The organism is Burkholderia sp. AU31624 (assembly GCF_020420065.1).
GTDB lineage: Bacteria > Pseudomonadota > Gammaproteobacteria > Burkholderiales > Burkholderiaceae > Burkholderia.
Genome location: NZ_JAIZRT010000004.1, coordinates 267,980 through 289,267, shown reverse-complemented (window position 1 = coordinate 289,267; position 21,288 = coordinate 267,980). Strand labels below are relative to the sequence as shown.

Below are 21,288 nucleotides of genomic sequence, written 5' to 3'. Positions count from 1 at the left end.
GGCATGGAACAGTTGAACTATCGCTTCACCGCGCGCGAGCGCGCGAAGGGCGAGCAGGCCGCGGCGCTCGTCGGCGTGGTGGCGTCCGGCAATCTCGAAGTGCTCGTCGAGCGCGTGCTGCCCGGCAACGAATGCGAGATCGACATCCGCACGGCGGCGGTCGGGTTCGGCGCGGTGTGGCAGGCCGTCGTCGCGGATTTCGTCGAGCGGCGCACGCCGGGTGGCCTGAAGCTGTCGATCAACGACGGCGGCGCGCGGCCCGACATGGTGTCGCTGCGGCTCGCGCAAGCCGTGCGGGCGATCGAGGGGGACGCATGATGAACGACGCGATCCACGATACGCACGATACGCGCGATACGCCCGCGTTCGTCGCGAATGCCGCGAGCTGGTACGAAGCATCGGCGCGGCAGCGCATCGACGGGCTGCTGGACGCCGGCAGCTTCAGCGAATTCCTCGGCCCGGCCGAGCGCGTGACTAGCCCGCACCTGCCGCTGTTCGACCTGCCGCAGCAATTCGACGACGGGATGATGGTCGGCCACGGCCGGCTCGACGGCCAGCCGGTGTTCGTCGCCGCGCAGGAAGGCCGCTTCATGGGCGGCGCGTTCGGCGAAGTGCATGGCGCGAAGCTCACCGGGCTGCTGCGGGCCGCGCGCGACACCGGCAAGCCGGTGCTGATCCTGTTCGATACGGGCGGCGTGCGGTTGCAGGAGGCGAACGCGGGCGAACTCGCGATCGCCGAGATCATGCGCGCACTCGTCGAAGCGCGCGCGGCCGGCGTGCCGGTGATCGGGTTGATCGGCGGGCGCGCGGGCTGCTATGGCGGCGGCGGATTGCTCGCCGCGTGCTGCTCGGCGCTCGCGGTATCGGAGCAGGGCCGCATCAGCGTGTCGGGCCCCGAGGTGATCGAGACCAATCGCGGCGTCGAGGAATTCGATGCGAAGGACCGCGCGCTGATCTGGCGCACGATGGGCGGCAAGCACCGACGGCTGATCGGCGGCACGGATCGCTACGTTGCCGATACGCCCGCTGCGTTCCGTGCGGCGGCGCTCGCGCTGATCGGCCGAGCGCCGACGTTCGATGCGGCGATGTTGCGCGCGGAGCAGGCCCGCCTCGAAGCGCGGGTCGAACGGTTCGGCGCGTGCAAGGATGCGCTCGACGTGTGGCGTGCGCTGGGCGCATCGGCGCCGGAAGCGATTCCGGGGATGCCCGACGAAGCCTTCGCCGCGCTCGCGGACCAACTGCAGGAGAGCCCGCATGACGCTCGATGAAGTTCTGAATTCACTGTTCCCGCAAGGCCACTCGATCGCCCGTCGCGGCGGCCTGCTGACTGGCCACGCGGAACTGGCCGGCACGCGCGTCGACGTGATCGGCGTTGCCGACCGTCTGCCGTTCGGCATCGACGAGGCGCTGACGCTCGCGTCGCACGTGCTCGACACGATCGAACGTGGCGGCGACACGCCGATCCTCGTGCTGGTCGACAGCGACAGCCAGCGGATGAGCAAGCGCGACGAACTGCTCGGCCTGAACGAAGGGCTGTCGCATCTCGCGAAGTGCCTGATGCACGCGGATCTCGCCGGGCACCGGACGATCGGCGTGCTGTATGGCCACACGGCCGCCGGCGCCTTCATCGCGACCGCGCTCGCGACGCGCACGCTGCTCGCGGTGCCGGGCGCGGAGCCGGAGGTGATGGACCTGCCGTCGATGTCGCGCGTGACCAAGCTGTCGATCGACGTGCTGAAGGAAATGTCGCGCTCGACGCCGGTGTTCGCACCGGGGCTCGAGAATCTCGTGAAGATGGGCGCCGTCGACGCCGTGCTCGATCCCGCCCGCGCGCTCGACGCGCAGGTCGGCGAATGGCTCGGCAAGCCGGCCGACCGCGTCGACCGGCGTGCGTCACGCGGCCGGCCGGTTGCCGCCGATGTCGCCCAGCGCGTCGAGGCACTCGCGCGTGCCGCACGCTGAGCTGCCGCTGCGCCGCCACACGCTCGTCACGCTGACGGCGGCGGGGTGGGGCGCGGCATTCGCGCGCGATCCCGCGCTCGCGGCCGATCCGCTCGTGCGCGCGTGGGCCGAACGCGGCTGGCCGCTGATCGTGCGCCGCGCGTCGCCCGACGAGGCCGATGCCGGCCACGTGCCGCTCGGCCTGCCGCTGCCGCCTTCCGCGGGCAAGCGGCGCATCGCGCTGAACGCGGCGGCCGACGCGCTCGCGACGGTCGGCCCGCTACCGGCGTTGTCCGACGTGCTCGCCGCCGCGCCCGACGCATGGCGCACGGCGTTGCGCGAACTCGATGCGCTCGGTGAGCGTTGCGGCGTGCAGGGCCGCGTGTTCGGCAGCCTCGCGTGGCAGGCACTGACGGGCGAACGTTACCTGGGGGCGTCGTCCGATCTCGACGTCGTGTTCCCGCTGCCGGACCCTGCGTCGCTCGCGCCGCTGCTCGACGGCCTCGCGGCGATCGACGCGCGCGCGCCGATGCGCATCGACGGCGAACTGCTGCGCGACGACGGCGCCGGCGTCAACTGGCGCGAACTGCACGCGCGGCAGCCTGAAGTCGCGGTCAAGACCGCGATCACCGTCGAACTGATGCCGGCCGACGCGTTCCTCGGAGGGGCACGATGAGCGCATGGGCTGCCTGCCGCGTACCGGCGCCGTCCGAAGCCGAGCGCATCGCCGACCTGGCCGAGCGCAGCCTCGTGCTGGAAATCGAGACCTATCCGAAGCCGGGGCTCGTCAGTCACGTCGACACCGGCAGTCACACCGACATGGATGCCGGGACGTTCGCCCGCAGCGCCGCCGTGCTGCGGCCGTACTTCGCCGAGTTGGCCGACGCGGGCGCACGCGATGCGGACATGGCCGTGCTGCGCAAGATCGGCCTGCGTGCCGAGCACGCGATGCTCGCCGCGACCGGTGGCGTCAACACGCATCGCGGCGCAATTTTCGGGCTCGGGCTGCTGTGTGCGGCTGCCGGTCGGCGCGCGATGCCGGGAACGATGCCGGCAGGAATGACGCTCGGTGCGTTCGTCTCCCGCCGCTGGGGAGCCGATATCCTCGGCGGCCCGCGCTTGCCCGACAGCCACGGCGAACGCGCGAGCCGCCGCTACGGCGTCGGCGGCGCACGTCGCGAGGCGGCCGACGGGTTCACAACGGTCTATGCGGTCGGGCTGCCCGCGCTGCGTCGCGCGCAGCGTGACCTGCCGGGCGACCCGGAAGCCGCGCGCGTCGATGCATGCTTCGCGCTGATCGCCGCGCTCGACGATACGAACCTGCTGCACCGGGGCGGGCAGGCCGGCCTCGCGTTCGCGCGGGCGACCGCACGCGCGTTCGCGGCACGGGGCGGCGTGCGGGCGCGCGACTGGCGGCTGCGCGCGGCCGCCGCGCATCGTGCGTTCGTGGCACGGCGGCTCAGCCCGGGCGGCGCGGCCGACCTGCTCGCGATGAGCGTCTTCGTCGATGCGCTCGAAGTTGACGAGGGCGCGCGATGACGCTGGCCATCCTCTGTTCGGGGCAGGGCGCGCAGCGCGCCGACATGTTCGACCTGACCGGCACCGCGCCGCAGGCCGACGCGCTGTTCGCGCATGCCGGTCGGCTCCTCGGCGACGATCCGCGCGCGTGGGTCCGGCAGGCCGGGCCGGATGCGCTGCGCGAAAACCGTGCCGCGCAGATTCTCTGCACGGTCCAGGCGCTTGCCGCCGCCGCGCTGCTCGACGCGGTGTGGCCGCGCCGGCGCTGCGTCGCCGGCTACAGCGTCGGCGAAGTCGCGTCGTGGAGCGTCGCGGGAATGATCGAGCCGGACGCCGCGCTCGACCTGGCCGATGCCCGTGCGCGCGCGATGGATGCCGCGAGCGGCGGCGACGAGCGGATGGTGTTCGTACGCGGCTTGACGCGCGCGCAACTCGCGCGGTTGTGCGACGGTCGCGAGGCGGCGATCGCGATCGCGAATCCCGGCGACGCGTTCGTGGTCGCGGGGCGGCAGGCCGATGTCGACGCGGTGGCCGACGACGCGTCGCGCGCCGGCGCGTTGCGCGTCGCGCCCGTCTGCGTGCGGATCGCATCGCATACGCGCCGGCTCGCCGCGGCCGTGCCGGTGTTTCACGCGTCGCTCGCCGCGACCGACGTGCGGCGGCCGCTGCCCGGTACGCGGCTGTTTTCGGGGATCGATGGCGCATCGGTGCTGGACGTCGACGCCGGCCTCGACAAGCTTGCGCGGCAGATCGCGGAGCCGGTCGAGTGGGCCGCCTGTCTGGCCGCCTGCGTGGAGGCCGGTGCGACCGCGTTCCTCGAGCTCGGTCCCGGCCGCCCGCTGGCCGAGATGGCTGGCGGCGCCTATCCGGCGCTGCCGGCGCGCAGCCTCGCGGACTTCCGCTCCGTCGACGGCGTGGCGAGCTGGCTCTCACGCGTCGCGACGGGCTGATCGACCGCATGAAAGACGGGCGCTAGCCCGTTCGCCGGGCCCCGGTTTTGCGCTGTGTGTTGCGCCGGCGCAGCAGCCTCTCAGGTGGGGCTTGCCACGCGAATTGGCATCGCTAAAATGGCGCCCGCCATGAGACCAGCCGCCTTCCTTCTCGCCGCGCTTTGCTGTGCGGCGAGCGCCCACGCCGCCCAGATTCCGTCCGATGCCGCATCGGTCGGCACATACTTTTCGTATGACAATGCGGCGGCCGACGCGACCGTCGACCTGATCGGGCAGGCACAGCGTCGCGTGCTGCTGGCCGGCTACACGCACGTGCCGCCGGCGGTCGCGAGCGCGCTGCGCGCGGCCCGCGCGCGCGGGATCGAGGTGCGTGTCGTGCTCGTGCGTTCGCCGCGCGCGGGCCGGTACAGCGGCGCGGGCTATCTGAAATCTTCCGGGATCGACGTGGCGATCGATTCGCGGCACGGCGATCCCGCGCCGCGCTTCGTGATCGTCGACGACAGCGTCGCGCTGACCACGTTGTCCGAAGGCGCGGCCACGCACGCGGAAACGGTGAACGTGTTCCAGCGTGCGCCCGAGCTCGCGCAATCCTATGCCCAGTCGTTCTGGCGGCTGTACCGGCAGGCCGGCGGCCTCTGACCTTTTCCGTCGGCCCGCGCGTGCCGGTGTGACCCTGCTTGCATCGGCGCGGCCGATGAACCATGCTCGTTGACAGGCGCCGGCGCGGGTTTCGCGCATCCGGCGCAACGGCAGGGAGCCGATCGTGTTCGAGTGTTTTGCCGATCGCGCCGATGCCGGCTGCCAGCTGGCCGGTGCATTGCGCGAATACGCGGGGCGTGGCGATGTCGTCGTGCTCGCGTTGCCGCGCGGCGGTGTGCCCGTCGCTTATCCGGTCGCGTGTGCGCTGCATGCGCCGCTCGACGTGCTGGTCGTGCGCAAGCTCGGCGTGCCGTACGATCCCGAGCTCGCGATGGGCGCGATCGCGACGGGCGGGGCGATTCATCTGCAGCGTTCGGTGCTTCGTTCGATGAAGGTGTCCGACGCGCAGCTCGCCGACGTGATCACGCGCGAGACGGCCGAATTGCATCGCCGTGAAGCGCTGTACCGCGGTGCCGAGCCGCCGCTGCCGGTCGAAGGGCGCATCGCGATCGTCGTCGACGACGGCGTCGCGACCGGCGCATCGATGCACGTCGCGCTGCAGGCGTTACGCGAGCGTCGTCCGGCGCGGATCATCGCGGCTGCACCGGTCGCGCCGGCGGGTACACGGCACGTGTTCGACGATCTGGCCGACGCGTTCGTCACGGTGACGCTGCCGCTGCCGTTCTTCGGGATCAGCCAGTTCTACGCGCGCTTCGATCAGACGAGCGACGACGAGGTGCGCGCACTGCTCGACGCGGCGCGGCGCTGATTCGGCATCACGTCCGCCGGATGCGGCGCGGGCGAGGGCGGCGGGCTTCGGCCCACGCGAACACGCGCTGCAGCATCGGATGCACGTCCCCGTGCCAGCGCGCCCCCGTGAACAGCCCGTAGTGATCGCAGTCGTCGATGTCGATGCGAAAGCGCTCGTCGTCGGCGAGGCCGCTGCACAGGTCGAGCGCCGCGTGCGTCTGGCCGGCGCCCGTGACCTTGTCGCACGCACCTTCGACGGTCAGCAGGACGAGGCCGCGCAAAGCCGCCGGCTCGACGCGCCGGCCGCCCACGTCCCACGTGCCGAGCGCAAGGCTCATGCGCTGGAACACGATGTCGACCGTATCGAGGAAATACTCGGCCGGCATGTCGAGCAGCGCCGTGTATTCGAGCAGTGCGCGCCGCGCGCCGGCGAGTCCGGTCATGTCGAAGCGCGACGCGGCCAGCGCGTACGCTTCGATCAGCGACAGGAAGCGCTGCGGGTACACGAGCGCGATCTCGCCCTGTTGCAGATAGGTGGGAAACACGTGGCGGCCGTGCCCCGCGAAGCCGGGCGGCACGACGTCGATCAGGTGGCGGCGGCACCAGCCGAGCGAATGCGCGGCAGCGGCGGTGCCGAGCGCACTCGGATTCCGGCGCGCGTCGAGCGGGCCGCCGATCAGCGTGACGCTCGCGGGCGACGGGAGACCGCGCGCCGCCCGCAGCGCGAGCGCGCCGAGCGCCGGCACGGTCGCCTGACACACGGCGACGACATGCAGCGGCCGGTCGTCGTGCCCGAGCCCGTCGACGAAGCCGTCGAGCGTCGCGACATACTCGTCGAGCCCGAAACGGCCCGACGCGAGCGGCACGTCGCGCGCATTGCGCCAGTCGGTCACGCAGACATCGCCGTCCGCGAGCAGCGTCTCGACGGTTTCCCGCATCATCACGGCCGCATGCCCGGCGAGCGGCGCGCACAGCAGCACCGTGCGCGGCGCGTCGGCCCGCGTGAAGCGCCGCAGGTCGCAGAACGGCGTGCGCGCGACGACGCGCTCGCCGAGCGCCGGCCATCCGATGTCGAAGTGCGGGGGCCCGTCCGGCGGCCCGAGCAGCGGCTCGAACAGGTCGTCGTAGCAGGACGACGCAGCGTGCGGCAGCGTGGCCGCGGGCCAGGCGTCGAACGCATGCCGCGTCGCCGCGCGCCACGCGCGCATCCATTCCCGCTGCTGCTCGACGAGGGCATACCACATGGCGAACCTTGGGGCGGAAGGGGGGTGAACTTGCATTATGGTCACTGTGGCCGGACATCGTGAGTCTCGCGCGCGGCGGGTTGATGTGCATCAGGCGCACGGGCGCGAAGGCCGGCCGAGCACGTTCTGCTATTTCGGCAAACGCGGTCGCGGCGCCGGCCCCCGCTCGTTGCGGGCGGCAATGGGCCCTAGCCCTAGGCGATGCCGCGCGACGCTGCTACAGTCGTCGCTCCCATTCCCCTGAAGCGGAGCGTTCGCGATGAAGCTGATCGGCATGCTGGATTCCCCGTTCGTGCGTCGGGTCGCCATTTCGGCGAAACTGCTCGACCTCCCGTTCGAACACGAGTCGATCTCGGTGTTCCGTCATTTCGAGCAGTTCAGGGCGACCAACCCGGTCGTCAAGGCGCCGACGCTCGTGACCGACGACGGCGCGACGCTGCTCGATTCGTCATTGATCGTCGACTATCTCGATCGCCTGGTCGCGCCCGAGCGGCGCTTGCTGCCCGATACCGCCGATGCACGGCTGCGCGCGCTCGTGCCGGTCGGTTTCGCGCTGGCGGCCGCCGAGAAGACCGTGCAGGTCGTCTACGAGCAGGCACTGCGTCCGGCCGACAAGCAGCATGCGCCGTGGCTCGAGCGCGTGCTGAGCCAGATCGAGGGCGCATACGGCGCACTGGAGCCGCTCGTCGCGGCCGCGAACGGCTGGTTCGGCGGCGCGCGCCTGCTGCAGTCCGACGTGACGGTCGCGGTCGCATGGCGCTTCACGCAGTTCATGGCGGCCGACTACCCGGTGCTCGCGCGGATCGATCCGGCCCGTTATCCGGCACTGGCCGCGCATTCGGCGCGGGCGGAAGCGCTGCCGGCGTTCGTCGAAACACCGCTCGTCTAGGCGCAGCGGCGACCTGCGGCGGGGCCCCGCGCCGCGGCCCGTCGCCCGCTCAGCCTTGTCAGGCAAGGCGCTGTCGATTGTTCTCGGCGGCTGACAAGTGACTTCGCATTCGCGCTGTTTATCCGGACGCGGCCGGTCCCTAGAATCCACTCCATCGAATGACGCCTTGCCTGATGGAGCCGCAGATGAAAGCCCTGATCGAATCGAGCCTGTACCACCCGTCCCTCGTGTTGCCGCTTGCCGCGCTGACGCAGTTGATGGTCGAGCGCGATTTCAATCTGGGTCAGGTCGGGCTGATCGTCGCGGCGCGCGGTGCGCAGGCCGCCGTGTCGCGCTCGCGTGCGCTGATTTTCTGCCGCCACTGCGAAGCGCAGGCGTGAGCGCGCTGGCGTCGAATGGATGAAAAAAAGCCCGGCCGGCGCAAGCCGGTCGGGCGGATCGGGTTCGATCGGGCCCCGGCTTCGGCCGGGGCTTTTTCATGGGCGAGGCTCAGGCGCGTGCCGGCGACCCGACACTGTAGATATCCGCTTCGTCGTCCTCGCGCATCTGGCGCACGAGCTGGTGGGCTTCGCGGCGCGACGCGACGGCCGGCGGCGAACCCTTGAGCGGCTGGCGTGCGGTTTCGGCAAGCGCGACGACCGACACGATGCCGATCACGGCGGCGCCCATCATGTAGTACGCGGGCATCATCAGGTTGTGCGTGACGTCGACCAGCCAGGCGGTCACGAGCGGCGTCGTGCCGCCGAACAGCGACACCGACACGTTGAAGCCGATCGCGAGTGCGCCGTAGCGGATCTCGGTCGGGAACAGCGCCGGCAGCGCCGACGGCATCACGCCGGTAAAGCACGACAGCAGCACGCCGAGGATCAGCAGCCCGCCGAACACCGACGCCGTGGTGCCTGCATGGATCAGCATCATCGCCGGGATCGACAGCGCGAGCAGGCCGACGCAGCCGGCGAGCATCACGGGCTTGCGGCCGACCTTGTCCGACAGGCGGCCGGCGGCGAGCGTGAGCGGCATCATCAGCACCATCACGATCAGCACGAGCACGAGGCTGTGCGATTCGTCGAAGTGCAGCGTCGACGACATGAAGCTCGGCAGGTACGACAGCACCATGTAGTCGGTCACGTTGAAGATCAGCACGAGGCCGACGCACAGCAGCAGGGCACGCCAGTTGCGCATCAGCGTTTCGCGGAAGCGCGCCTTCGGCACGGCCTTGTCCTGCGCTTCGCGCTCTTCGGCCTGGCGCTTGAACGCGGGCGTTTCCTCGAGCCGCATCCGGATGTAGAGACCGATCAGGCCGAGCGGGCCGGCGATCAGGAACGGCACGCGCCAGCCCCACGACAGCAGCGCTTCCTGCGACAGCGACGCGGTGAGCAGCGCGACGACGCCCGCGCCCATCACGTAACCGATCAGCGTGCCGAACTCGAGGAAGCTGCCCATGAAGCCGCGGCGCTTGTCGGTCGAGAATTCGGCGATGAAGGTGGCGGCGCCGCCGTACTCGCCGCCGGTCGAGAAGCCCTGTACGAGGCGGGCGACGAGCAGGAGCACCGGCGCCATGATGCCGATCGACGCGTAGCTGGGGATCAGGCCGATCGCGAAGGTGCCGACGGCCATCATGATCATCGTGGCGGCGAGCACGCGCTGGCGGCCGATGCGGTCGCCGAGCGGGCCGAACACCATGCCGCCGAGCGGGCGCACGAGGAACGCGGCCGCGAACGTGCCGAAGGTCGCGAGCAGCTGCGCGGACGGGCTGCTGGACGGGAAGAACACCTTGCCGAGCGTGACGGCGATGTAGCTGTAGACGCCGAAGTCGAACCATTCCATTGCGTTGCCGATGGCCATGGCGCTGACGGCGCGCTTGAGGAGGCTCTGGTCGACGACGGTGATGTCGTCCGCGACGAGCGGGGCTTCGCCGGACGACGAAGCGGTGGAAGAAGCAGCGGTCGGGCTGACGTGTGTTGCGGTCAAGGTCATGCACTCCTTTGACTGCGCCGAACGGGCGGGCCGTCCGACACGGTTTGCCGGCGAGCGCGGTGTCGGATGCGGCGCGTCGGGGCAGACCTTTAAGCACTTACTGCATTGCGGGCGGTAAAGGGCCGTAAGGGGCTGCTTCGACGCGGGCCCGATGGGCCGTCGCGACAGTGCGCTCATGAAGAATGGGCCGCGTGATGCTGGCGGCAGATGCCGGTGCGGACGGTGTCCGGCGTTCCGGCAAGCGCCCCGGAGGGGCAACGAAACGAGAAAAGCGGGCCTGTCGGGCGGGCTTTTCTGTGTGTGCAATTTCGGTCGAAGCGCCGGCCCGCAACGCGCGGACGGACTTCTTTCGAAATCGAATAGACAGAGATTGAATGTTGAAACAGGCGACATGATAGCACGATGACGGATGATCGTGCAAATTGCCGGGAAACGCCCGGCTGGCGGGGCGTCCGGCGGGGGTGGCTCGGGTATGATCGGCGGCGCACGGCGGGGCCGTGCGGCCCCGGGTGACGGGGCCGAATTCACGAGGAACCGGATGACCGAACTGATGAGGATCGCGGCGCTGTTTGCCGCCACCGCGCTGGCCGAAATCGTCGGCTGTTACCTGCCGTGGCTCGTGCTGAAGGAGGGCCGGCCGGTGTGGCTGCTGGTGCCGGCCGTGCTGTCGCTCGCGCTGTTCGCGTGGCTGCTGACGCTGCACCCGAGTGCGGCGGGGCGCACCTATGCCGCGTACGGCGGCGTGTATATCGCGGTGGCGCTGGTCTGGCTGCGGGTGGTCGACGGTGTTGCGCTGACCCGCTGGGACGTGGCCGGCGCGGTGCTCGCGCTCGGCGGAATGGCGGTCATCGCGCTGCAGCCGCGCGCGTGAGCGCGGCGGCGGCGCGTGCCGCCGGCCGCCTGCTTCAAGCCGCTTCGGCGGCGCCCGCGTCGGCGGACGTGCGCCACACGCAGGTGCCCTTGACCGACTTGTCGAGTTCGTCGAGCTGCGCCTGATGCGCGGCGAGTTCGTCGTCGCTCGCGGTCACCACGGCCAGGTCGAGCGCGGCGAGCGACACGCGCTGGCCGTTGCCCGCGCCGCCGTCGGCGCCCGCGTCGTCGAGCATGTCGATCACGAGGCTGTCCTGGCCGCGCGTCATCGCCAGATACACCTCGGCGAGCAGCTCCGAGTCGAGCAGTGCGCCGTGCAGCGTACGGTGCGCGTTGCTGATGCCGAAGCGGTCGCACAGCGCGTCGAGCGAGTTGCGCTTGCCGGGGAACATCTGCTTGGCCTGCACCAGCGTGTCGATCACGCCGCCGCAATGCTCGGTGAACGGCGGCAGGCCGAGCCGCGCGAATTCCGCGTCGAGGAAGCCAAGGTCGAACGGCGCGTTGTGGATGATCAGCTCGGCATCCTTCACGAAGTCGAGGATCTGGTGGGCGACTTCCGCGAATTTCGGCTTGTCGCTCAAGAATTCGGTCGTGAGCCCGTGCACCGCCAGTGCGCCCGGATCGCTGTCGCGCTCGGGGTTCACGTAAAAGTGCAGGTTGTTGCCGGTGAGCCGCCGGTTCAGCAGCTCGACGCAGCCGATTTCGATGAGGCGGTCGCCCGTGCGGGCGTTCAGGCCGGTGGTTTCGGTATCGAGAATGATCTGGCGCATGTCGGGAAATACGTAGGAAACAGGGGAGCGGCCCGTGTTCAGGCCGTGAGCGATTCGACGCCGCGATTCGCGAGTGCGTCCGCGCGCTCGTTTTCGGGATGACCCGCGTGGCCCTTGACCCAGCGCCACTCGACCTCGTGCTGCGCGACGAGCGCGTCGAGCCGCTTCCACAGGTCGGCGTTCTTCACGGGCGTCTTCGCCGCGGTGACCCAGCCTTTCTTCTTCCAGCCGTGGATCCACTCGCTGATGCCTTTCTGCACGTATTGCGAGTCGGTGTGCACGATCACCTGGCACGGCCGCTTCAGCGCTTCGAGCGCGGCGATCACGCCCATCAGCTCCATGCGGTTGTTGGTCGTGTTGGGCTCGCCGCCGAACAGCTCCTTCTCCTTGTCGCCGTAGCGCATCAGTGCGCCCCAGCCGCCGGGGCCAGGGTTGCCCTTGCAGGCGCCGTCGGTATAGATGTCGATGATATCGGTAGTCATGAATGTTCTTGATGGGTGGTCGGGGAGGCCGCCGGCGTCAGGCCCGGTGCGAGCACGGGCTTCTTCATCCGGATCTGGCCGACGAGGCGCATGCCGCGCACGCGCTTGACGGCCGTCACCATGTAGACGGCGCCGAAGATCGGCCACCAGCGGTCGCCGGCGGCCTCCATGAAGCCGTAGCGGGCCAGCCACTTGTCGGTGACGAGCGGCGGCCGGTAGCAGCCGAAGCGGCCGCGTTCGAGGTCGAAGCCGAGCAGCTTGATCCAGTCCTTGAGCCGGATGAACGCGATCTGGTCGCGCGTGGCCGGCACGAACGGGCGGTTCGCCATGCGCCCGAACGATTGCCGCATGCCCCACAGGCTGAGCGAATTGAAGCCGGTGATCACGAGCTGGCCTTCCGGCATCAGCACGCGCTCGGCCTCGCGCAGCAGCCGGTGCGGATCGGACGTGAATTCGAGCGTGTGCGGCATCACGATCAGGTCGACGCTCTGCGACTCGAACGGCAGGTCGAGCAGGTCGCACCACGTCGTGCTGCGGCCGTCGGGCGCGTGCTCGGGCGCATGCGCTTCGCGCGCCCACGGATACTGGTACGGCGCGCTCGCGCCGCTCGCCGGATCGAGCACGAGGCCGCGATACGGCATGCGGTTCTCGCGCAGCGCGTCGAGCTGCGGCAGGCCGAGCTGCAGCGCGTGGAACCCGAAGACGTCGGACACGATCCGGTCGAGCTGCGCCTGCTCCCAGCCCAGCACGTAGCGGCCGGGCGGTGAGTCGGTCCAGGCGGGCCAGTCTATAATTTGACGGTCAGACATAACGATGATTGCGCGCCCATGAACGAGCTGGAATACGTGCCGGTTCCGGCATTCGATGACAACTATATCTGGCTCGTCTCGGACGGCCGCGATGCGATCGCCGTCGATCCGGGGGAAGCCGCGCCGGTGCGCCGGGTTCTAGCCGAACGAGGCTGGCGGTTGACCGCTATTTTACTCACGCACCACCACGCCGACCACGTCGGCGGTGTCGCGGCCCTGCGCGATAGCCAACCGGACGATGTTCCGCTCGTCGTTTACGGCCCCGCGGCCGAGGCGATCGGGGTGGTCACGCGGCCGCTTTCGGGCGGCGCGCGCGTCACGCTCGACGCGCCGGCCGCCACGTTCGACGTGCTCGACGTGCCCGGCCATACGCGCGGCCACATCGCCTATTTCCAGGCGGCCGGGCAGCGCAACGCGGCGCCGCACGTGTTCTGCGGCGACACGCTGTTCTCGTGCGGTTGCGGGCGCCTGTTCGAGGGTACGCCCGCGCAGATGCTCGCGTCGCTCGACGCGCTCGCGGCGTTGCCGGGCGACACCCACGTGCATTGCGCACACGAATACACACTGTCCAACATCCGCTTCGCGCTCGCGTGCGAACCCGGCAATGCGGCGCTCGCCACGTGGCGCGACGACGCACAGGCGCTGCGCGCGCGCGGCGTGCCGACGCTGCCCACTACGATCGCGCACGAGCGTGCCGTTAACCCGTTCATGCGGGCGGACAGCGAGGCGATCCGCGCGACGCTCGAAGCGGAACTGCATGAAACGGTGCCGGATCGTCTGACGGCGTTCACGCTGATGCGCGAGTGGAAAAACCGGTTCCGATGATGATTTCCGGAGGACTCCAAAGCTCAAGCGGAGTCTGTAAAAATTGCTCCAAATGTAGGATTTCGCTGAGTTTTCGGTGTTTTTATTGACGTGAAGCACGCACTTCCGTAGTATCGCCTGCAATTTCCAGCCGTCGGAAGCAGAGATTTTCATGCGACTTATATTGAGTGCGATGGTGGTTCTGCTGCTCGCCGCTTGTGCGAGCCAGGCCCCTGTCGCCAACAACGCCGCCGATTCGCAGGCGACGTCCACCTACCTCCGTAAATCCGCCACCGCCAAAGAAACTGTCGACGTCGACAAGCAATCCGTCGGCGATCTGACCAGTGCGGACTCCGATCTCTGGGGTCGCATCCGCCGCGGTTTCCAGATGCCCGACCTGCAGACCGACCTCGTCGACATGCAGACCACGTGGTACACGCAGCGCCCGGACTACGTGCAACGCATGACCGAGCGTTCGCAGAAGTACCTGTACCACATCGTCGAGGAACTCGAGGCACGCCACATGCCGACCGAGCTCGCGCTGCTGCCGTTCATCGAGTCCGCGTACAACCCGCAGGCGCTGTCGGTCGCGAAGGCGGCCGGCATGTGGCAGTTCATGCCCGGCACGGGCCGCACGTACAACCTGAAGCGCAACATGTGGCAGGACGAGCGCCGCGACGTGCTCGCGTCGACCAGCGCCGCGCTCGACTACCTGTCGCGCCTGCATGACATGTTCGGCGACTGGTATCTCGCGCTGGCCGCGTACAACTGGGGCGAGGGCAACGTGCAGCGCGCGATCGCCCGCAACCAGGCGGCCGGCCTGCCGACCGACTACCTGAACCTGCGGATGCCGAACGAGACGCGCAACTACGTGCCGAAGCTGCAGGCGGTGAAGAACATCATCGCGAACCCGCAGCAGTACGGCCTTGCGCTGCCGGACATCCCGAACCACCCGTATTTCGTGACGGTCACGACGTCGCGCGACATCGACGTGGCGGTGGCCGCGAAGCTCGCGAACCTGTCGCTCGACGAATTCCGCTCGCTGAACCCGTCGTTCTCGAAGCCGGTGATTCTCGGCGCGACCGAGCCGCAGATCCTGCTGCCGTTCGACAACGCGTCGGCATTCGAGAAGAACCTGAAGGCGTACAACGGCCAGCTGTCGTCGTGGACCACCTATACGGTCAGCGAGCGGGCACGGCCGGCCGCGATCGCCGAGAAGATCGGCGTGGACGCCGATACGCTGATGTCGATCAACAAGATTCCGGCCGGCATGCGCCTGAAGCCGGGCTCGACGATCGTCGTGCCGCGCGGCGATGACGACGACGAGGACATCAGCGCCGACGTCGCCGAAAACGGCGCGCTCGCGATGGAACCCGACGTACCCGACACGCGCAAGATGCTGATCCGCGTGCGCCGCAAGCAGTCGATGGCGGCGCTCGCCGGCCGCTACGGCGTGTCGGTCGGCCAGCTCAAGGCGTGGAACCGTACGCACCGCGATCTCGTGATGCCGGGCCAGGCGCTCGTGCTGCACGTGCCGGTCGGCCGTTCGGTGCCGGCGGAACCCGGCCCGGAGCGGATCGCGACGTCGGCCGGCGGGGCGCACATCGAGCGCGCGAGCCTGGCGGTGGGCGGCAAGTCGCACGGCGCGAAGCGCGGCGCGGCGAAGCCGGCGGCCAAATCGGCGAAGGCGGCCCCCGCGAAAGCGGCACCGGCCAAGGCCGCCGCGCACAAGGGCAAGAAGAAGTAACGCAGTCGCGCGCATCGTGCGGCCAGCCCGGTTCGCGCGGTTGCGGTATCATCGGACGAAATGCAAGAAACGCCGTCACCGAGGTGACGGCGTTTTTGTTTGTGCGCGGCGCGGGGGCGCTGCTTCGAAGGTCTTCATATAACAAGGGGAAGAGATGTCGTCGGTGCAGCTGAGGGTGCTCGCGCTGTTTTCGGTCGGGTATTTCGTGTCGTACGTGTTTCGCGGTGTCAATCTCGGCTTCGCGCCGTTCGTCACGCACGAGCTCGGGTTGTCGGCCGCCGATCTCGGCCTGCTCACCAGTCTCTATTTCCTCGGCTTCGCGGGCGCGCAGATCCCGGCGGGCGTGATGCTCGACCACTTCGGCCCGCGCCGCGTGACGGCCGGCATGCTGCTGTTCGCGGCCGCCGGCGCGGCCGTGTTCGGCGCCGCGCACGGTCTCGGCACGATGATGGTCGGCCGGCTGCTGATCGGCGTTGGCGTCTCGGTGTGTCTCGGCGCGGCGTTCAAGGCGCTCGCGCAGCATTTCCCGGTCGGCCGGCTGCCGCTCGTCAACGGCCTCGTGATGGCCGTGGGCGGCCTTGGCGGCGTGATGGTCGGCTCGCCGCTGACCTGGCTGCTCGGCTGGACGAGCTGGCGCGCGATCTGTTTCGGCCTCGCGGTACTGACGGTGATCGTCGCGGCGTCGATCGGGCTGGGCGCACCGGAAGCACAGCAGGTGCGCCACCAGGGCGGGATCGTCAGCCAGTTCAAGGGCACGTGGCATATCCTGAGCAGCCGCGCGTTCTGGAAGATCTCGTCGTTCTCCGTCGTCACGCAGGGCGTGTTCTACGCGATGCAGTCGCTGTGGGTCGGGCCGTACCTGCGCGACGTCGCGGGGTTCGATGCAGCGCATGCCGCGCGCCTCGTGTCGGTGCTCGGCTTCGCGATGATGGCCGGCTGCGTCGGCTTCGGCGCCGCGGCGCGGGTGCTCGAGCGGCGCGGCGTGTCCGTGTACGCATTCTGCGGCGCCGGCATGGCGCTGTTCGTCGCGACGCAGGCCGCGATCGTCGCGCGCGTGCCGTTGCCGCCGGCCGTGCTGTGGGCTGCATACGGAATGTTCGGCGGCGTCGGCATCCTGACCTACGCGGTGATGGCCGGGCATTTTCCCGCTCACCTGATCGGCCGCGCGAACACGACGCTCACGCTCGTGATTTTCCTGCTGATCTTTGCGTTCCAGATCGGGGTCGGCGCGGTGCTGTCGCACTGGCCGGCGGTCGACGGCCGCTACCCGGCCGCCGCGCATTTCACCGCATGGGGCGTGTTGCTCGCGCTGCAGCTCGCGAGCGCGGTCTGGTACGTCTGGCCCGCGCGCGGCGCTGGTCAAGCGCACTGATCCGGCGGTACGCTGACGGGTAGGGCGGCCGCGTAAACGGGGCCGCAGCGCGTTGCGCCGCGTCGCCGGACGCGGCGCGCGCACGATCGGACGGCCATATCAATTGAAGATAGGGCCATTTTCAGGCTATAATTTGAAAGTTTGTGCTGATCAACCTCGCACCCTAGCGCCTACCTCATTCATCCCGTTCATCCGCCGCACGCCGCCTGCCGGGCGATGCCGCGAAGCCTCGTGCGCCACGCGCCGGGTTCGCGTCTCGACAACGCAGGTCGCGTCCAGCAAGCGACCACGCGCGCCCACGCAGCGCGGCGCTCGCGCGGCAGGGTAAACAGGTCGGCAGCAGGGTGTTCCCCAAGGAGCCTCCCGTGTTGCCGTCTTTTACTCCCGCCTTGCTTGCACTCGCCGACGGCACGGTCTTTCGTGGTTATTCGATCGGGGCCGAAGGCCACACGATCGGCGAAGTCGTGTTCAATACCGCGATCACCGGCTATCAGGAAATCCTGACTGACCCGAGCTACTCGCGCCAGATCGTCACGCTCACCTATCCGCATATCGGCAACGTCGGCGTCAACGCCGAAGACGTCGAAGCCACGAAAGTCCATGCCGCCGGCCTGATCATCCGTGATCTGCCGTCGCTCGCATCGAACTTCCGCATGGACCGCACGCTCGGCGACTACCTGCGCGACGAAGGCGTCGTCGCGATCGCCGGCATCGACACCCGCAAGCTGACCCGTATCCTGCGCGACAAGGGCGCGCAGAACGGCTGCATCCTGACGGGCTCGGACGACGAAGCGAAGGCGATCGAGCTCGCGCGCTCGTTCCCGGGTCTCGCGGGCATGGATCTCGCGAAGGTCGTGTCGACCACGAAGCCGTTCGAGTGGAAGCAGACCGAATGGCGCCTCGAAGGCGGCTACGGCATGCAGGAGGCGCCGAAGTACCGCGTCGTCGCGTACGATTTCGGCGTCAAGTACAACATCCTGCGCATGCTCGCGGAGCGCGGCTGCCACGTGACGGTGCTGCCGGCACAGGCGAGCGCGGAAGATGCGCTCGCGCTGAATCCGGACGGCGTGTTCCTGTCGAACGGCCCCGGCGATCCGGAACCGTGCGACTACGCGATCGCGGCCACGAAGCAGTTCATCGAGCGCGGCGTGCCGACCTTCGGCATCTGCCTGGGTCACCAGATCATGGGCCTCGCGGTCGGCGCGAAGACGCTGAAGATGAAGACGGGCCACCACGGCGCGAACCACCCGGTGAAGGATCTCGGCGACGGTCGCGTGGTGATCACGTCGCAGAACCACGGCTTCGCGGTCGATGCGGATTCGCTGCCGGCCAACGCGCGCGTGACGCACGTGTCGCTGTTCGACGGCACGCTGCAGGGCTTCGAGCTGACCGACAAGCCGGCCTTCTGCTTCCAGGGCCACCCGGAAGCGTCGCCCGGCCCGCACGACATCGGCTATCTGTTCGACCGTTTCACCGCGCTGATGGACGCGGCGAAGCAGCGCAACGCCTGACGTCAACGACGCAACCGAAGAACGGGAGATTCGCATCATGTTCGGCCACGCACTCGGCATCACGGATATCTGGACCTACGTGTTCGGCGTGATCTTCATCATCCTGCTGCCGGGGCCGAACTCGATGTACGTGCTGTCGCTCGCGGCGCAGCGCGGCGTGAAGGCCGGCTATCGCGCGGCGTGCGGGGTGTTCGTCGGCGACACGGTGCTGATGGTGTTGTCCGCCGCCGGCGTCGCGTCGCTGCTGAAGGCGAACCCGCTGCTGTTCTCCGTCGTCAAGTACGGCGGCGCCGCGTATCTGCTCTACATCGGCACCGGCATGCTGCGCAGCGCGTGGCAGAAGCTGCGCGCGCCGGCGAATGCGCCGGTCGCGGCGGCGCCCGCGGTCGATGGCGAGCGGCCGTTCCGCAAGGCGCTGATCGTGAGCCTGCTGAATCCGAAGGCGATCCTGTTCTTCATCTCGTTCTTCATCCAGTTCGTCGACCCGGCATTCCCGCATCCCGCGCTGTCGTTCGTCGTGCTCGGGGCGATCGCGCAATGCGCGAGCTTCCTGTACCTGAGCACGCTGATCTTCGCGGGTGCGCGGCTTGCCGAGCACTTCCGCCGCCGCCGCAAGCTTGCAGCAGGCGCGGCGAGCAGCGTGGGCGGCCTGTTCATCGGATTTTCGGTGAAGCTCGCGCTCGCCACGATGAGCTGAGCGAGTCACCCGACGAGCGAACGCCTGCGCGTTTGCAGGTTGGGTGTCGGACCAATAAAAAGAATCGACCAATCATCCGGGGAAACCATTTTGACTGACACGCCAGGAAGCAATTCATTGAGCGAGAGCACTGCATCGATCGATTTGACGGCCGCATCCGCGGCTGCCGCACCGCGGAACGAGGCGGACGGGGCGGTCGCGCGCATTCGGACGTCGATCGACATCGAGTCGTCCACAGCCGTGCTGTCCTTCGGCGACGACGCGATGCGCGAGCTCAGCGCGTATTCGGATCGCATCCTGGCAGACGTGAAAGGCAAGGATGTAGGCGAAGCGGGGGCGCTCCTGTCGAATCTGCAGGACCAGATCCGTTCACTGGATCCGGAGTCGTTGCAGAAGCAGGGTTTCGTTTCGCGCATGCTCGGCACCGCGCAGCGGGCAGTCGAGCGTTTCGTGCGCCGCTACGAGGATGTGTCGGCCCAGATCAACGAGGTGGCGCTGCGGCTCGAGATATGGCGCGAGGCGATGCGTCGCGACATCGCGATGCTGGACGACCTGCACGCGAACGGCGTCCAGTATGTGAAGAACCTGGACACCTACATCACGGCGGGCGAGCAGTACGTCGCCGAATTCCGGCAAAGCCGTATGCCGGAACTGCAGGCCGCGATGAGCGGCTTGTCGGACGATGAGCGCGCGCTCCAGCAGGAGAAGGTGCAGGATCTCGCACGCAACATCGATCGGCTCGAGCGCAAGGTGCATGACCTGAAGCTCGCGCGAATGGTCGGGTTGCAGCGCCTGCCGCAGATCCGCATCGTGCAGAACGGCGATGCCCTGCTGGTGGACAAGATCCATACGGCGATTCATACCGCGATTCCCGCATGGAAGGCGCAGTTCATCACCGCGCTTGCGCTTGAGCGGCAGAAGCAGGCGTACGAGACGCAACAGGCCGTGGTCGACATGACCAATGAATTGCTGCGCAAGAATGCCGAGCAACTGCACCGCAGCGCTACGTCGATCGAGCAGGCAAGCCAGCGTAGCGTCATCGATATCGAATCGGTGCGTCATGCGAATGAATTGCTGCTGCGCACGGTCGGTGACGTGATGGAAATCCAGGCGGAAGGCCGGAAGAACCGCGCAGCGGTCGAGGTCGAATTGAAGAAGCTCGAATCGGATCTGCGGACGTCGTTGGCGCGTCAGGCGGCGGGGGCGTAATGCTGCGCTGGGGCGGACGTCTTCAATTGCCCAAGGTGCGGCCGAAAGGCGGCACCCGGCTTTTTGTCCGTGCGCTGTGGATGAGCTTGTGGCACGGATTCGTGGCTTACGGTTCCGCGTTCGCGGGAACGGCGGTCGGGGTCGGCGCGGCGTCGCTGGTCGCCGCAGTCGGTCTGGTGGACAAGTTGCAGGAATTCGACAAGCACGCCCGCTTCGTGGATTTTGGGCCGTGGGTGATCGCGGTGATGATTGCGGGTGCAGGCATGTCGCTCTTCCTGATGGGAGCGGTGATGGGGTTGGCGTTTCGCCACCTGTACCTGGTGCCGCGCATCCATCTTGGCATCGGGCTTCTGACCGCTTTTGCCTATTTTCTGCCGACGGTCTGGCTGAGCGTAGGATGGATCGTGTTGCCGGCTGCGCTGCTCGTCTGGTTGGGGCTGCGCGCGCTGGAAACCCCGGACTCCGCGCGGATCGAGTGGTTGTTGCACAAGTATTACCGCGGGTTCCCGGAACTGCAGGACTGGATTCGGGAATACGTCCTGACCGCGTGGATGTCGTCGTCTCGACCGGCGCCGCAGCCGTTGCAGCAAGCCGAGCTTTCGTCCGTGGCTGGTACGGCGGCGAACCGGCACGGACTGGCGTCAAGCCTCCTCGACGAACAAATGGCCGAGATGAGCCGGATGTACGAGCAACTGAAGGGCAGTGTGATCGAGGACGAATGGAGCGCGCTGATCGGGACCAGCCAGCGTATCCATCGAATGGTGGGCACCGATGCCGAGCGGTACAGCCTGTTGAACCACTTTCTCGCGTCGCAATTGCCCAACGCGATCAGGCTTGGTTGGTTTTTCACCAAGGCTGACGGATTGACGGAATCGAACCCGTCCCGAGCGGAACACATGCGCGAAATCGAGGCGGGTCTCAAGGGGCTGCTCGGGCAGTTCGAGAAGGTGCAGAACCAGATGGCGGAGAGTGATCTGGAGGGACTCCAGGCGCTACTTCGCGTCCTGAATGAAGATTTGAAGCAGGCAGAGCAGCGGGAGGCCAGCGCGCCTCCCCTGTGAAGTCGGCGGCCGGCGAACCGGTCGCGACATGCAGCATTAACGTTTATT

At 68.6% G+C, this 21,288-nt stretch carries 24 protein-coding genes; 18 read left to right on the top strand and 6 right to left on the bottom strand.

From position 1 onward, the window contains the following. The first annotated feature begins 3 nt into the window (after nt 1–3). The 8 genes from mdcC (at nt 4) to LGM89_RS16405 (ending at nt 5,817) form a co-directional block, all read left to right on the top strand. Entirely contained in the window at nt 4–318 is a 315-nt protein-coding gene (gene mdcC, locus LGM89_RS16440) for a malonate decarboxylase acyl carrier protein (RefSeq protein WP_047900325.1), read from the top strand. Then, on the top strand, nt 315–1,268 hold the full coding sequence (locus LGM89_RS16435; protein WP_226273441.1) for a biotin-independent malonate decarboxylase subunit beta: 954 nt from the start codon (nt 315–317) through the stop codon (nt 1,266–1,268). The genes mdcC and LGM89_RS16435 overlap by 4 nt, the downstream gene beginning before the upstream one ends. After that, the gene (gene mdcE, locus LGM89_RS16430; protein ID WP_226273440.1) at nt 1,255–1,962 is read left to right on the top strand and encodes a biotin-independent malonate decarboxylase subunit gamma; all 708 of its coding nucleotides are present in this window, start codon (nt 1,255–1,257) and stop codon (nt 1,960–1,962) included. The genes LGM89_RS16435 and mdcE overlap by 14 nt, the downstream gene beginning before the upstream one ends. Beyond that, nucleotides 1,949–2,617: a malonate decarboxylase holo-[acyl-carrier-protein] synthase gene (gene mdcG / locus LGM89_RS16425; RefSeq protein WP_226273439.1), complete on the top strand. Its 669-nt coding sequence runs from the start codon at nt 1,949–1,951 to the stop codon at nt 2,615–2,617. Before mdcE ends, mdcG begins: the two co-directional genes overlap by 14 nt. Further along, nucleotides 2,614–3,480: a triphosphoribosyl-dephospho-CoA synthase MdcB gene (mdcB, locus tag LGM89_RS16420; RefSeq protein WP_226273438.1), complete on the top strand. Its 867-nt coding sequence runs from the start codon at nt 2,614–2,616 to the stop codon at nt 3,478–3,480. Before mdcG ends, mdcB begins: the two co-directional genes overlap by 4 nt. Beyond that, the gene (locus LGM89_RS16415; RefSeq protein WP_226273437.1) at nt 3,477–4,409 is read left to right on the top strand and encodes an acyltransferase domain-containing protein; all 933 of its coding nucleotides are present in this window, start codon (nt 3,477–3,479) and stop codon (nt 4,407–4,409) included. The genes mdcB and LGM89_RS16415 overlap by 4 nt, the downstream gene beginning before the upstream one ends. Nucleotides 4,410–4,526: 117 nt before the next feature. Then, nucleotides 4,527–5,048: a phospholipase D-like domain-containing protein gene (locus LGM89_RS16410; RefSeq protein WP_226273436.1), complete on the top strand. Its 522-nt coding sequence runs from the start codon at nt 4,527–4,529 to the stop codon at nt 5,046–5,048. Between the two features lie 124 nt (nt 5,049–5,172). Further along, nucleotides 5,173–5,817, top strand: a complete 645-nt coding sequence (locus LGM89_RS16405) for a phosphoribosyltransferase (RefSeq protein WP_226273435.1) — start codon at nt 5,173–5,175, stop codon at nt 5,815–5,817. A 7-nt stretch (nt 5,818–5,824) separates the two neighbouring features. Here the strand turns inward: LGM89_RS16405 and LGM89_RS16400 are convergent, their stop codons facing one another. Then, a complete protein-coding gene (locus LGM89_RS16400) occupies nt 5,825–7,042 on the bottom strand; it encodes a polyhydroxyalkanoate depolymerase (RefSeq protein ID WP_226273434.1) in 1,218 nt (405 codons plus the stop codon). Nucleotides 7,043–7,301: 259 nt separating this feature from the next. Between LGM89_RS16400 and LGM89_RS16395 the strand changes: the two genes are divergently transcribed. Together LGM89_RS16395 and LGM89_RS16390 are read left to right on the top strand one after the other, a co-directional pair. Beyond that, nucleotides 7,302–7,931, top strand: coding sequence for a glutathione S-transferase family protein (locus LGM89_RS16395; protein WP_089494567.1), 630 nt, complete (start codon nt 7,302–7,304; stop codon nt 7,929–7,931). Nucleotides 7,932–8,116: 185 nt separating this feature from the next. After that, nucleotides 8,117–8,311 (top strand): hypothetical protein, encoded by a 195-nt coding sequence (locus tag LGM89_RS16390; protein ID WP_069249260.1) that lies wholly within the window; start codon nt 8,117–8,119, stop codon nt 8,309–8,311. A gap of 109 nt (nt 8,312–8,420) precedes the next feature. Here LGM89_RS16390 and proP read toward each other — a convergent pair whose 3' ends face one another. Continuing rightward, complete coding sequence (proP, locus tag LGM89_RS16385) at nt 8,421–9,908, bottom strand: glycine betaine/L-proline transporter ProP (RefSeq protein WP_089495272.1); 1,488 nt, start codon at nt 9,906–9,908, stop codon at nt 8,421–8,423. A 538-nt stretch (nt 9,909–10,446) separates the two neighbouring features. On the opposite strand from proP, the gene LGM89_RS16380 reads away from it, so the two are divergent. Beyond that, nucleotides 10,447–10,779: a YnfA family protein gene (locus LGM89_RS16380; RefSeq protein ID WP_089494568.1), complete on the top strand. Its 333-nt coding sequence runs from the start codon at nt 10,447–10,449 to the stop codon at nt 10,777–10,779. A gap of 34 nt (nt 10,780–10,813) precedes the next feature. On the opposite strand, the gene dnaQ is transcribed toward LGM89_RS16380, so the two are convergent. Genes dnaQ through LGM89_RS16365 form a run of 3 tightly spaced genes read right to left on the bottom strand, consistent with a single transcriptional unit; the run spans nt 10,814 to nt 12,839 of the window. Next, the gene (gene dnaQ / locus LGM89_RS16375) at nt 10,814–11,548 is read right to left on the bottom strand and encodes a DNA polymerase III subunit epsilon (RefSeq protein WP_226206620.1); all 735 of its coding nucleotides are present in this window, start codon (nt 11,546–11,548) and stop codon (nt 10,814–10,816) included. 38 nt (nt 11,549–11,586) lie between these two features. Continuing rightward, nucleotides 11,587–12,030 carry a ribonuclease HI gene (gene rnhA, locus LGM89_RS16370; protein WP_226273433.1) on the bottom strand — a complete coding sequence of 148 codons (444 nt, stop codon included), beginning with the start codon at nt 12,028–12,030 and terminating at the stop codon, nt 11,587–11,589. Then, nucleotides 12,027–12,839 carry a class I SAM-dependent methyltransferase gene (locus LGM89_RS16365; RefSeq protein WP_089430881.1) on the bottom strand — a complete coding sequence of 271 codons (813 nt, stop codon included), beginning with the start codon at nt 12,837–12,839 and terminating at the stop codon, nt 12,027–12,029. Before LGM89_RS16365 ends, rnhA begins: the two co-directional genes overlap by 4 nt. A gap of 18 nt (nt 12,840–12,857) precedes the next feature. On the opposite strand from LGM89_RS16365, the gene gloB reads away from it, so the two are divergent. The 5 genes from gloB to leuE all read left to right on the top strand — a co-directional run bounded on the left by gloB (nt 12,858) and on the right by leuE (nt 18,970). Further along, entirely contained in the window at nt 12,858–13,664 is an 807-nt protein-coding gene (gloB, locus tag LGM89_RS16360; RefSeq protein WP_226273432.1) for a hydroxyacylglutathione hydrolase, read from the top strand. A gap of 151 nt (nt 13,665–13,815) precedes the next feature. After that, nucleotides 13,816–15,390: a transglycosylase SLT domain-containing protein gene (locus LGM89_RS16355; protein WP_089424996.1), complete on the top strand. Its 1,575-nt coding sequence runs from the start codon at nt 13,816–13,818 to the stop codon at nt 15,388–15,390. Between the two features lie 154 nt (nt 15,391–15,544). After that, the gene (locus LGM89_RS16350) at nt 15,545–16,762 is read left to right on the top strand and encodes an MFS transporter (RefSeq protein ID WP_226273431.1); all 1,218 of its coding nucleotides are present in this window, start codon (nt 15,545–15,547) and stop codon (nt 16,760–16,762) included. A gap of 365 nt (nt 16,763–17,127) precedes the next feature. After that, a complete protein-coding gene (gene carA / locus LGM89_RS16345) occupies nt 17,128–18,273 on the top strand; it encodes a glutamine-hydrolyzing carbamoyl-phosphate synthase small subunit (protein ID WP_041492797.1) in 1,146 nt (381 codons plus the stop codon). Between the two features lie 37 nt (nt 18,274–18,310). Continuing rightward, nucleotides 18,311–18,970: a leucine efflux protein LeuE gene (gene leuE, locus LGM89_RS16340; protein WP_089494572.1), complete on the top strand. Its 660-nt coding sequence runs from the start codon at nt 18,311–18,313 to the stop codon at nt 18,968–18,970. A gap of 5 nt (nt 18,971–18,975) precedes the next feature. On the opposite strand, the gene LGM89_RS16335 is transcribed toward leuE, so the two are convergent. Beyond that, entirely contained in the window at nt 18,976–19,194 is a 219-nt protein-coding gene (locus LGM89_RS16335) for a hypothetical protein (RefSeq protein WP_226206701.1), read from the bottom strand. 16 nt (nt 19,195–19,210) lie between these two features. Here LGM89_RS16335 and LGM89_RS16330 point away from each other — a divergent pair, with 16 nt between their 5' ends. Next, nucleotides 19,211–20,179 (top strand): toxic anion resistance protein, encoded by a 969-nt coding sequence (locus LGM89_RS16330; protein ID WP_319001502.1) that lies wholly within the window; start codon nt 19,211–19,213, stop codon nt 20,177–20,179. After that, nucleotides 20,179–21,240, top strand: a complete 1,062-nt coding sequence (locus tag LGM89_RS16325; protein ID WP_226273430.1) for a 5-bromo-4-chloroindolyl phosphate hydrolysis family protein — start codon at nt 20,179–20,181, stop codon at nt 21,238–21,240. The genes LGM89_RS16330 and LGM89_RS16325 overlap by 1 nt, the downstream gene beginning before the upstream one ends. The last annotated feature ends 48 nt before the right edge of the window (nt 21,241–21,288 follow it).